The sequence below is a fragment of the Streptomyces iconiensis genome, assembly GCF_028657195.3.
GTDB lineage: Bacteria > Actinomycetota > Actinomycetes > Streptomycetales > Streptomycetaceae > Streptomyces > Streptomyces iconiensis.
The window spans coordinates 34,830-46,528 of sequence record NZ_JANCPR020000063.1; the positions used below are offsets into that span (position 1 = coordinate 34,830).

Genomic DNA, 11,699 nt, shown 5'->3' on the forward strand with positions numbered 1-11,699 from the left:
CGCGCCCCCGTATCCCCGTATCACCGTGCCCCATCCCGGCCCCGGTCCGCCGGGCGCGACGGCCCCGGCCGGCGGACCGGCGGCGTGATGCCGCCAGGCGGCGCAGAGCTGCCAAGCGGCAGTGATGCTGACGGGGGAGGCAGGTCCGTACGAGGATGGGCCCATGTCCGATGCAATGAATCCAGCGAACGCAGCGAACGCGGCACAGACGGCGAGCACAGCGCCGCTCCCGCGCCAGGTCGCCGACACCTATGTCGACGCGCTCGTCGCACTCGACCCGATCACCGGCACCTACCTCGGCGTGCCCGAGAGCCACGGCAAGCTGCCCGACTACTCCCCCGCCGGCCAGGAGGCGCTGGCGGTGCTCAACCGCACCACCCTGGAGGAGCTGACGGCCGCCGAGACGCGTCCGGGAGGCGACAGCGCGGCCGAGCGGCGCTGCGCGCGGCTGCTGCGTGAGCGGCTGACGGCCGAACTGGCCGTGCACGAGGAAGAAGAGGGCCTGCGGTCCGTCAGCAACCTCAGCTCCCCCGCGCACTCGGCGCGCGGCATCCTGTCCGTGATGCCGTCGGAGACCGAGGACGACTGGCGTGCCGTCGCCTCGCGGCTGCGCGCCATGCCCGTGGCCATGGAGGGGTACCGCGCCTCGCTCGAAGAGGGCCTGACCAGGGGACTCTTCGCCGGTCCCCGCCAGGTTTCCACGGTGCTTGAGCAGTTCGCCGAGTGGCTGGGCGAGACCGCAGAGGGCGGCGGCCCCGGCAGCGGGCGCAGCTGGTTCGCCGACTTCACCGCGCAGGGGCCCGAGGCGCTGCGCGGGGAGCTGGAGGGCGCGGCGGCCGACGCGGCCCGCGCCATCGCCGGGCTGCGTGACTGGATGCGGGACGTGTACGCGCCGGGCATCGCCGGCGCCCCCGAGACCGTGGGCCGCGAGCGCTACGCGCTCTGGTCGCGTTACTGGAACGGCACGGACCTGGACCTGGAGGAGGCGTACGCTTACGGCTGGTCGGAGTTCCACCGGCTGCTGGCCGAGATGCGCACCGAGGCGGAGAAGATCCTGCCCGGCGCGGAGACGCCCTGGGAGGCGCTGCGCCACCTGGACACGCACGGCGAGGCCATCGAGGGTGTCGAGGCGGTACGCGAGTGGCTCCAGGGCGTGATGGACCAGGCCATCGCGGAGCTGGACGGCACGCACTTCGAACTGGCCGATGAGGTCAGGCAGGTGGAGGCCCGTATCGCTCCGCCCGGCAGCGCGGCTGCCCCGTACTACACGCAGCCTTCGCTGGACTTCTCCCGCCCGGGACGCACCTGGCTGCCGACCATGGGCGAGACCCGTTTCCCCGTCTACGACCTGGTGAGCACGTGGTACCACGAGGGCGTGCCGGGGCACCATCTCCAGCTCGCGCAGTGGACGTACGTCGCCGACCAGCTCTCCCGCTACCAGACGACGGTGGGCATGGTCAGCGCCAACGCCGAGGGCTGGGCGCTGTACGCGGAGCGGCTGATGGACGAGCTGGGCTTCCTGACGACGGCCGAGCGGCGGCTGGGCTACCTGGACGCGCAGATGATGCGCGCGGTCCGGGTGATCGTCGACATCGGGATGCACCTGGAGCTGGAGATCCCCGCGGATTCGCCGTTCCACCCGGGCGAGCGCTGGACGCCGGAGCTTGCGCAGCAGTTCTTCGGGCTGCACAGCGGGCGGCCGGCCGACTTCGTGGAGAGCGAACTGGTCCGCTACCTGGGCATGCCGGGACAGGCGATCGGCTACAAGCTGGGCGAACGCGCCTGGCTCAAGGGCCGGGCCGCCGCGCGGCAGGCACACGGCGACGCGTTCGACGCGAAGGCATGGCACATGGCGGCACTGTCGCTGGGCTCCCTGGGCCTGGACGACCTGGAGGCCGAACTGTCCGCGCTGTGACCCGCGTTCCGCGTACGCGGTGACGGCGACCCACAGGACCCGTACGCGGTGACTGCGAGCCGCGATCCCCGTACGCGGGGCCTGTGACCCGCAATCCCCGTACGCGGCAAGGGGACCGGGGTGCCCGGCGCCGTCGCTGGGCACCCCGGCCCGCCGGCCGGTCGGCGGGCCGGGCCGGTCAGGCGCGGCAGCTTCGGCCGGTTTCCCAGGCCAGGGTCGTCTGGTAGACGTTGTCGCCGATCCTGGTCAGCCTGCGCGCGGGCGCGCAGCGCGTGTGTTCACCCTGCACGCTGTCGCGGACCTTGATCTCACGGTCCTGGCCGCTGCAACTGAGCCAGTACGGCTGGTAGTTGGCGTCGTTGTAGCCGCAGTAGAACTGCTGCGCGCCGGGAGGTGCGGGCGCCTGCGCCGCGGTCGCGGTGCCCGCGGTGACCGCGGGAACACCGAGCACGCCGACGACGGCGCCGGCCGCGGCGGCTAAGGCAGCGAGTCGTGCCCTTCGTCGCATGGGGGGACCTCCTGGTTCAGTTTTGAATTTGAACCAGGACGATAGGCCCCGCCTGCCACTCCGGCAAGCGCCGTGCCGCACCCGGTCCTGGCGGGGCCCTTCAGTCGTCGGCCGGGGTGTCGTGATGGCGCAGCGCCGAGCCGGCGCGCGACTTGGTGACCTCCAGCTGCGCGGGAACCCGTCGGCGCAGATCGGCGACGTGGCTGACGATGCCGACGCAGCGGTCACGCTCGCGCAGCCCGTCGAGGACGTCCAGGACCTCGTCCAGCGTCTGTTCGTCCAGGCTGCCGAAGCCCTCGTCGATGAACAGGGTCTCCAGCCGGGTACCGCCCGCCTCGTCGGTCACCACGTCGGCGAGGCCGAGCGCGAGCGCGAGGGAGGCGAAGAACGTCTCGCCCCCCGAGAGCGTCGCGGTGTCCCGCTCGGCGCCCGTCCAGGAGTCCACGACGTGCAGCCCGAGCCCCGATCTGCCGCGCCCACCCGCGCGTTCGTCGGAGTGCACGAGCGTGTAGCGGCCTCCTGACATCCGCGCGAGGCGTGCCGAGGCGGCGGCTGCGACCTGTTCGAGCCGGGCGGCGAGCACATAGGACTCCAGGCGCATCCGGCGCTCGTTCTCCGCCGACGTACCCGCCGTGAGCCCGGCCAGCCTGGCCACTCCCTCGTAGCGGGCCCGCAGCGGAGCGAGGCGCAGGGCGCGGTCCACGGCCTCGCGGCCGAGCGCGTCCAGCGCCTCGGTGGCGGAGCGCGCGGCGTCGAGCGCCGAGTTCGCAGCGCGCAGCCGGCGTTCGGCTGCCTCCCTTTCGCGGTCAGCGTCCTCGGGTTCGGCGGCAGGAAGCGCGGCTGCTGCGGCGAGCGCCGGGTCCTCCAACTCCGCTGCCACGGCAGCTTCTTCGGCCTGCCACCCCTCCAGCCGTTCGCGCAGCGCCCGCTGTTCGTCCTCGGGCAGTACGGCCTCGACGGCCTCCTCCGGGGTGTCGAAGCGTGCCTGGTACGCGGCGTCGGCGAGGCGCGCGTCGGCGTCCTTGAGGCGGGTGGCCGCTGCCTCGGCCGCCTGGGCCGTCTCGGCCGCCGTGGCCAGGAAGCCGACGCGGCGCTCCAGTTCGGCGGCGCGTGCCGCGACGGAAGGGGCCTCGCCGCGCGCCCTGTCCAGGCGCTCGGTGAGTGCGGTGCGTTCCCGTACGAGCGCTTCGCGGTGCGAGGTGCGCGCCGCTGTGCGGCGGTCGGCTTCCTGGCGCAGGGCGAGCCGCTCCGCGTGTTCGCGCTCGGCTCCGGCGAGCGCCTCGCGAGCCTCGTGGGTACGGGCAGCCTGGGCGTGTGCCGCTGCGTGTGCCTCTTCGAGCGTGGAGACGGCCGCAGCGAGCGCGTCGGTGCTCTCGCCGCCGGAGGCGTCCTCGGCCACCGTGTGGGACTCACGCAGTGCGGCGAGGTCCCGTTCGGCCGACTCCCTTTCCTTTCCCGCTCGCTGGGAAGCGGCGAGCGCCTCCTCCTCGGCGGCGCGGTCCACGTGCCCCGCCTCGGCGCGCGCGGGTGCGGGGTGCTCGGCCGAGCCGCACACCGCGCACGGCTCTCCTGCGGTGAGACCCGCGGCCAGCTCGGCCGCGATGCCGCGCAGGCGGCGCTCGCGCAGGTCGAGCCAGCGCCGGTCCGCCTCGTTGGCCTCGCTTCTGGCCTCCTGCCACCGCTCCTCGGCCTCGCGGACCTCATGGGCGAGCTGCTCACGGCGGCGTGCCGCGTCCAGGCGCGCGCGTGCGGGGGCCAGTTCGCCGGCCAGCCGCTCGGCGTCGGTGGCGGCCTGCTGTGCGTCCTCGACCGTGCGCTGGAGTGTGCGCCGCCTGTCCTCCCAGCCCGCCAGCCACTCCCCCGCCTCGTCGGACGCCTCCTCGTCGGCGCGTGACTCGGCGTCCAGGGCGAGCAGTTCACGGTCGATGGCGGTGGCGCGGGGTTCCTCCTCGCGGGCTGCCCGGAGCGCGCCCAGCTCCTGGCGCATCGCGCGCTCCAGCTCGGACAGGCGCCCCGGTCCGGCCTGTGTGAGGGTGCCGGGCAGCATCGCGCGTGCGCGCCCTTCGGCCTCGCACGCACTCGTGTGCTCGGCGTGTGCCGAGCGCCGCAGGTCCAGCGCGGGGGCCACGGCCTCGGCCGCGTGCGCGCGCTCCAGCCGCCACCGCAGGCGGTCGCGCTCTCCAGCGCGTTCGGCCAGCTCCTCGGCGCGGCGCCTGGCGCGCGCGAACCGCTCCTGCGCGCGGGCGAGTTCGCGTACGTCCTCCAGTTCCCGCGCGGCCTTCTCGTGGTGCTCACCTGCCGTACGGGCGGCGAGCCCCGCGTAGGTGCGGCGCTCCCGCGCGTACACCCGGGCCTGGGCGGCCCAGGCGAGCACGGCGTCGGCGAGGCCGGGCTCGCCCGGAGCGAGGCGCGCGGAGCCGGGCTCCCGGGAAGCGGCCCGTCCCGCGCGGGCTGCGGGCTCCGTGCCGCCCCCGCGCTCTGCTCGCGCCGCTGCCGCTCCGCCTCCCCGGCCGCGCTGTGCGGGCAGCTCCTCCTTGGCCCCTCCGGGTCCCTCGCCCAGCTCGGACGCTTCCCCCGCCGCCTGCCGCATACGGTGCGCGAGGGTGAGCAACCGCTCGTCGGCGACCGCCACTTCGTGCTGCGCTTCCTTGCGCATGCGGGTCAGCTCGTCCTCCACGGCCGCGAACCTGCCGGTGTCGAAGAGCCGTCCGAGGAGTTTGGCGCGGTCCTCGGCCCCGGAGCGCAGGAAGCGCGCGAAGTCGCCCTGGGGCAGCAGCACCACCTGGCAGAACTGGTCGCGGCTCATGCCGAGCGCCTGGCCGATCTCCTCGCCGATCTCCTGGTGGGAGCGGCTGAGCGGCTGCCACGCCGCGCTCTGCTGGTCCCATTCGCGCAGCTCGCAGTGCGCGCGCTCGCGGGTGAGCCCGGTGCCGCGCGCCTTGGGGCGGAGCTGTTCGGGAGCGCGGGTGATCTCCAGCCTGCGGCCGGCGACGGTGAGATCGAGCGTGACGCTGGTACGGATGTGCGACTCGGCGTGGTCGCTGCGCAGCGTGCCGCCCGGCTGCTGGCGGGCGCCGGGCACGCCCCCGTAGAGCGCGTAGCAGACCGCGTCGAGCACGGAGGTCTTGCCGGCGCCGGTCGGGCCGCGCAGGAGGAAGAGCCCGGCGGCGGACAGCGCGTCGAAGTCGACGTGGTGCGTGCCGCCGAACGGGCCGAAGGCCGTGAGCGTGAGCCGGTGCAGCCTCACCTGGCCACCTCGCGGGTCTCGTCGGCCGCCTCGCTCACACGCACGGCGTCCAGCGCGCGTCCGAGCATCTCCCGTTCCTCCGGCGCCGCTTGGCGGCCGGGGCGTACGTGCCCGACGAAGTCCTCGGCGATCTGCCTGTCGGTGCGGTCCCGCAGCCGCTTCGCGTAGGAGACGCCGGCCTCGGTGTCCTCGCGCTGGGGGTCGAAGACGAGGCTGACGGTGTGCGGGAAGCGTTTCTCCAGCCGGGCCATGGGGTCGTGCGGACGGGCCGCGTCGGTGAGCGTGGCCTCGATCCAGGAGCCGGTGTGCGGCTCGTGCGCGGGGTCGTCCAGCAGCTCTTCGAGCGTGCCCCGCAGCCGCGCGAGCGGGCGTGGCACGGGGCACTCGATCCGCTCGGTCTCCAGGCCGCCGTCGGCGGCGAGGTCGACCAGCCACATGGACTTGGGGTGCCCCGTCTCGGAGAAGGAGTAGGCGAGCGGGGAGCCGGAGTAGCGGACACGTTCGGTGATCCGCTGGCAGTTGTGCAGGTGGCCGAGTGCCGCGTAGTCCACCCCGTCGAACACCGAGGCCGGCACGGAGCCGACACCGCCCACCGTGATGTCCCGTTCGCTGTCGGAGACTTCGGCCCCCGTGACGAAGGCGTGCGCCAGTACCACCGAGCGGGTGCCCGCGGGGCGCGCGGCGAGGTCTTCGCGTACCCGGGCCATGGCGGCGGTGAGCACGGCGGTGTGGCTGCCCCGCTCGGCTTCGAGGGCCCTGCGGACCAGGGACGGCTCCAGATAGGGCAGCCCGTAGAAGGCCACCTCGCCGGCGCCGTCGGACAGCAGCACGGGCGTGCCGCACGTGCGGGGATCGGTGCGCAGGTGGACTCCGGCTCTGCCCATGAGGCCCGAGCCGACGCCGAGCCTGCGTGCCGAGTCGTGGTTCCCGGAGATCATGACGGTGGGTACGGACAGGTCGGCGAGCCGGTGGAGCGCGCCGTCGAACAGTTCGACGGCGGCGAGGGAGGGCACCGCGCGGTCGTAGATGTCCCCCGCGACGAGCACCGCGTCCACCGCCCGCTCCTCGACGGTGGTGACGAGGTGGTCGAGGAAGGCGCGCTGGGCTTCGAGGAGGCTCACGCGGTGGAAACTCCGGCCCAGGTGCCAGTCCGAGGTGTGCAGCAGGCGCATGGTCAACGACCTTAAGGCCCGCCACTGACAGCACGTGCGGCAACCCATGCCCCGGGAGGAAAAGGAAGCACCAGAGGAGGTGCCCGGCATGAGGGGGTGCTCGCCCGCACACCCCGGCGGAAGGGCGCCGTGGTGGGTCTGCTCGGAAGGTCTCGGGCCGTGACATGTGCCGCGTGTGTACCGGTTCAGGTGCTGGGATCTGGACGGTTCTGGTCGCGCCAGGCTCGGGGGGAGAGGCCGTATGCCTGCTTGAACACCCGGCTGAAGTGCGCGGCGTCCGCGAAGCCCCAGCCACGGCCAACAGCCGCAACCGTCCGGTGCCGGCCCGCCGGGTCGGCCAGTTCCCGTTGGCACTCGGCCAGCCGGCGCGTCCGTATCCAGTCCCCCAGGCTGACACCCGAGCGTGCCAGGACGACGTACAGATGGCGGACGGAGATCCCGTGCGCGGCGGCTATCCGCGCGGCCGACAGATCGTGCTCGGCCAGGTGTGCCCGGATGTATTCGAGGACGCGCAGGCCGTGCGTCGCCTCCAGCGGCGCCCTGGCCAGATCGGTGTTCCGCAGTTGGGAGGCCACGACGGCGCGGAGCAGTTCGATGCTCGGCTCAGCGACCGCCGCTGCGTGCCGGCCCTCGTGCAGGTCCTCGCTGACGGCCAGTTGGGAGAAGTACGTGGAGGCGAGGCGCGCGACCGGGTTGTCGGTGCCGAGGGTGACGGCCGTGATGTCGCGCAGGGACCGTTCGGGAAGCGCGAGCGCCGAGCGGGGAAAGCGGAGGAAGTGCTGATCGACGCCCTCTTCGAAGACAAGCGTGTAGGGGGTCCGCGTGTCGTAGAGGGCGAAGTCCCCCGGTCTCAGCAGCGCCTGGCGGTCGTTCTGCACCACCAGACTGGCGCCCCTCAGCTGCAGGCCGAGGAAGACGGCCGGCTCCTCGTCCTCCCGCGCCAGCCGCGGTGTGCGCTGGATGGTCAGCGCGGTCGCCCGCGCCGAACAGATGCCGATGGGCCCGACGGTCTCCCACCCGATGCGGACCGAGAGGTCGGTCGACGGCAGGTGGTGAGCGATGTCGATTCTCACGACGGACTCCCACACCGCCAGCCGTACCAGCTCCTCGCGGTCCCCCGGGGGTAAGGACGCGGTGTCCAGGACCGGACTCACGGTGCGGACCTCCGCGGGTGGGAACGGTGCCGAGCGGACCGGTGCGGTCCGGACACGTGGATCTTTTCACCGCCGTGCCGCTTCCTCACCGAGCCGTCCTCCGCTCCAAGAAGGAATCCGTTGTGGCCCTCACCCTTACAGGGCCCGATACACCCGCGCAACGGCGACTGTCCGAAAGCCGCCGCACTCCCGGAGCCGGCTCACCGCGAAGTGACGCGCCGGTCCCCGGGAATCACTTCCGGAATCCTGGCGCGGCTCGTGCACGCCTGGTCAAGAACCGTGCACGGCCAGCACATTCGGATTTCTTCGATCGGCCTATGGTCATTCCACAGCGGATCAGGCGAGAACGATCCGCGTGCCAGAGAAATCCCCACGAGATCTCCCACGGATCTCCCACGAGGAAGGCACAAAAACGTGAACCGAAAGATCGCACTGGTCGCGGCGAGCACCGCTCTGCTGTTCGCATCAGCGGTGGGCAGCGCATCCGCACAGGAGCGTACCGAGCCCGCAGGAAATGCGGGCGCACCCGCGGGGGTCATCAAACCGGTCCAGTTGAAGACCGCCGAAGCGCGCATTGCGGCCTGGGACAACTGCCTGCATGGACAGGCATGTCTGTTCCAGAACAAGGACGGCAACGCAAACAGCCCAGGGCAAACGATGTACGTCGTGCCCAGTTGCAACCGCGTGTACACCCTTGATTCCAGCATGAACAACCGAGCCAGTTCCCTGTGGAACAGGGCGGGTAGCACCTTGAACATCTACAACGGGAATGGAGGGGTCACCATGCTGGGAAGCTACGGAGCGTTCGGCCCGCCGATCAACCTCCCGACGAACTTCAACGACAAGATCAGTTCCGTGTACGCGCCCTGCTGATTTCTTTCCACTGCGACAGGGGTAATCGGCACGTGTGCTCGTCGGAATCCGACCGACCCTGAAAGTGGGGGCTTTCCGGGTCACACCGTGCCGAATGCCTCGCCGCCCGTCTCCACCCGTGCCTGGCCCGCTGTCGCGTCGGCGAGCCAGGCGCGGAAAGTGGCCAGTTCGGTCTCGGGCAGGCCGAGTTCGATGGTGACCTCGGCTCCGTAGTGGACGTCGCGCACCTCGCGGCCCGTGGCGCGCAGGTCGTTCTCCAGGCGGCCGGCGCGCTCGTGGCCGACGGTGACCGTGACCAGCCGGAAGCGGCGCCGGGTGACGGTGCCGAGCGCGTCGAGCGCCTCGCCGACGGCGCCGCCGTACGCGCGGATGAGGCCACCGGCGCCCAGCTTGACGCCGCCGAAGTAACGGGTGACGACGGCGACGGCGTAGCGGATGTCGCGGCGCAGCAGCATCTGGAGCATGGGCACGCCCGCCGTGCCGCCCGGCTCGCCGTCGTCGTTGGCCTTCTGGATTCCCGCGTCGGCGCCGATGACGTACGCGGAACAGTTGTGGTTCGCGCCCGGGTGCTCCTTGCGTACGCGCGCGATGAACTCCTGCGCCTCGGCCTCGGTGGCGGCGGGCGCGAGCGCGCACAGGAAGCGCGAGCGGTTGATCTCGGTCTCGTGCACCCCTTCGGCGGCCACGGTCACGTACCGCGGGGGCCCGCCGGATTCTGCGTGTTCGCGCTGGTCCTGCTGCATCCGGCCAGCCTATGGCCCCGTGCGCGGGAATCACCTGGCGGTGTGAGCCGTTGCCTGTGACAGACACACGCGGCAGGAATGCCATGGGCTCCAGGAGGCAGACGATGTACGGCGACGATGCGACGGTGCGCAGGATTCTCACCGAGCTGGGCGACACCTGGGCCGTTGTCGGCCTCTCGGGCAACCGTTCCCGTGCCGCCTACGGTGTCGCCGAAACGCTCCAGCGCTACGGCAAGCGCGTGGTGCCCGTCCATCCCAAGGCCGAGACGGTGCACGGGGAACAGGGGTACGCCTCGCTGGCCGACATCCCCTTTCCCGTCGACGTGGTCGACGTGTTCCTCAACTCGGACCTCGCCGGCCAGGTCGCCGACGAGGCGGTCGCGGTGGGCGCGAAGGCGGTCTGGTTCCAGCTCGGCGTCCTCGACGAGGCGGCGTACGAAAGGACACGCGGCGCCGGACTGGAGATGACGATGGACCGCTGTCCTGCCATCGAGATCCCGCGCCTGAGCTGAGCGCGGCCGTGCGCTAGCGTCCATTCCATGATCGCGATACGACGTGCTGAGCCGGAGGACGCGGCCGAGATCGTACGGCTGCGCAGAATCATGTTCGCCGCCATGAACGGGCGGGACGAGCCGGGCCCGTGGGAGGCGGAGGCGACCGAAATGGCGCGACGCCAGCTCGCGGAGGCCGTCGCGGCCGGGGGTGCCGGTGCTGCCGGCACCGGGGGTGCTACCGGTGCGGGCACGCTCCTGGGCGGCTTCGTCGTGGACGGTGGGGAGCCGGGGGCGCCGCACCTCGCCGCGTGCGCGGTGGGCAGGGTCGAGGAACGGCTGCCTGCACCCGGTCATCCGGCGGGGCGGTTCGGGTTCGTCTTCAACGTGTGCACCGATCCGCGCTACCGGGGCAAGGGCTTCGCGCGCGCGACGACGGAGGCGCTGCTCGCCTGGTTCGCCGAGCACGGCGTCACCCGCGTCGATCTGCACGCGACGGACGAGGCCGAGGGCATGTACCGGGCACTGGGCTTCAACGAACACTCGATCGCCCTCTCCCTCGACCTGTCGGGGACGCACCACGTACCCGACGCGCGGAACGCCACCGGCTGAGGCCCCGCCCAATGCCCCGGCCAGGACCCCGACCGGCGCCCTACGGCACCCGAACGGGTACCAGGTTGTCCGGGCGGTCAAGCCACACCGTCTCCCGCCCGTGCGGCATGACCGTCAACCCGTACCGTTCGAACCCTGGTTCACCCTGCTCGCGCCACCAGGACATGACGGCCTCCGCTTCGGCCCACAGCCGCCGCGGCCCGGACTCGACAACCTCGTACTCGGTGCGGCCGTCCTCGTAATCCGCCGTCGCCCATGACTGCCCGGACATCTCCAACAGCCATAGCCGATAGGCGCCCTCCCCGCCTTCCCGGCCTCCCTCGCCCCGCTCGACGCGGCAGAACAGGTCGGGCACCCGCACACCGAGCGTGAACATGTGGTGCCAAGCGCCCATGTCGTCGGGCGAGAGCGTCGTCGTACGCCGCGTCCCCTCGCCCGGCCACTGGGCCGCGCCAGGGAACGTACGCGTCACCGGAAACCGGTCGCGCTGGTCGCGCAGGCGCATGAAGGCCGACGAGGCCACGAACGGGCCCGTGGCGACGCCGTCCCCGCCGACCCGGAGCCGCGCGACCGCCTGCCCACCGTAGGGCGGCCCCCACGGAGCCACGATCACGGCGCCCTCCCTGGCCTGCTCCACCCACGTGTACGGCACGCGCGCGATCCCGCATGTGGCGATGATCCGGTCGTACGGAGCCCGGCGTGCGTACCCCTGCGCGCCGTCGCCGACGACGGACAGCGGGACGAGGCCGATCCCGGCGAAGCGGCGCCTGCCCTCCGCCGCGACAGCCGGGTCCACCTCGACGGTCACAACGTTGTCCTGGCCGAGACGGTAGGAGAGCAGTGCGGCGTTCCATCCCGTGTCGGGTAGGACCGCCGCATTGCTGCGGCGGTCCCCCCTAAGAACCGTGCGTGCCACTCGTCGCGGCACACGGCTCAAGCGAGTCCTATTGGCCTGGGAAAGGCGATGCTCGCGGGTGCGCGGGA

The 11,699-nt window shown here is 72.5% G+C and carries 10 protein-coding genes; 4 read left to right on the forward strand and 6 right to left on the reverse strand.

The features are described from left to right. Positions 1–163 precede the first annotated feature (163 nt). Positions 164–1,915: a DUF885 domain-containing protein gene (locus NMN56_RS38265; protein WP_274047433.1), complete on the forward strand. Its 1,752-nt coding sequence runs from the start codon at positions 164–166 to the stop codon at positions 1,913–1,915. A gap of 178 nt (positions 1,916–2,093) precedes the next feature. Here the strand turns inward: NMN56_RS38265 and NMN56_RS38270 are convergent, their stop codons facing one another. The 4 genes from NMN56_RS38270 to NMN56_RS38285 all read right to left on the reverse strand — a co-directional run bounded on the left by NMN56_RS38270 (position 2,094) and on the right by NMN56_RS38285 (position 7,996). Next, entirely contained in the window at positions 2,094–2,423 is a 330-nt protein-coding gene (locus tag NMN56_RS38270) for a hypothetical protein (protein WP_274047434.1), read from the reverse strand. Positions 2,424–2,523: 100 nt separating this feature from the next. Further along, positions 2,524–5,670, reverse strand: a complete 3,147-nt coding sequence (locus tag NMN56_RS38275) for an SMC family ATPase (protein WP_274047435.1) — start codon at positions 5,668–5,670, stop codon at positions 2,524–2,526. Next, positions 5,667–6,842 (reverse strand): exonuclease SbcCD subunit D, encoded by a 1,176-nt coding sequence (locus NMN56_RS38280; RefSeq protein ID WP_274047436.1) that lies wholly within the window; start codon positions 6,840–6,842, stop codon positions 5,667–5,669. The genes NMN56_RS38275 and NMN56_RS38280 overlap by 4 nt, the downstream gene beginning before the upstream one ends. A gap of 185 nt (positions 6,843–7,027) precedes the next feature. Then, positions 7,028–7,996 (reverse strand): AraC-like ligand-binding domain-containing protein, encoded by a 969-nt coding sequence (locus NMN56_RS38285; RefSeq protein ID WP_274047437.1) that lies wholly within the window; start codon positions 7,994–7,996, stop codon positions 7,028–7,030. A 414-nt stretch (positions 7,997–8,410) separates the two neighbouring features. Between NMN56_RS38285 and NMN56_RS38290 the strand changes: the two genes are divergently transcribed. Continuing rightward, positions 8,411–8,869, forward strand: coding sequence for a peptidase inhibitor family I36 protein (locus tag NMN56_RS38290; RefSeq protein ID WP_274047438.1), 459 nt, complete (start codon positions 8,411–8,413; stop codon positions 8,867–8,869). A gap of 80 nt (positions 8,870–8,949) precedes the next feature. Here the strand turns inward: NMN56_RS38290 and NMN56_RS38295 are convergent, their stop codons facing one another. Then, on the reverse strand, positions 8,950–9,612 hold the full coding sequence (locus tag NMN56_RS38295) for a YigZ family protein (protein ID WP_274047439.1): 663 nt from the start codon (positions 9,610–9,612) through the stop codon (positions 8,950–8,952). A gap of 104 nt (positions 9,613–9,716) precedes the next feature. On the opposite strand from NMN56_RS38295, the gene NMN56_RS38300 reads away from it, so the two are divergent. Further along, positions 9,717–10,124, forward strand: coding sequence for a CoA-binding protein (locus NMN56_RS38300; RefSeq protein WP_274047440.1), 408 nt, complete (start codon positions 9,717–9,719; stop codon positions 10,122–10,124). A gap of 27 nt (positions 10,125–10,151) precedes the next feature. Continuing rightward, a complete protein-coding gene (locus tag NMN56_RS38305; protein WP_274047441.1) occupies positions 10,152–10,715 on the forward strand; it encodes a GNAT family N-acetyltransferase in 564 nt (187 codons plus the stop codon). 40 nt (positions 10,716–10,755) lie between these two features. Here NMN56_RS38305 and NMN56_RS38310 read toward each other — a convergent pair whose 3' ends face one another. Continuing rightward, entirely contained in the window at positions 10,756–11,643 is an 888-nt protein-coding gene (locus tag NMN56_RS38310) for a methyltransferase domain-containing protein (RefSeq protein WP_274047442.1), read from the reverse strand. Positions 11,644–11,699: the final 56 nt, after the last annotated feature.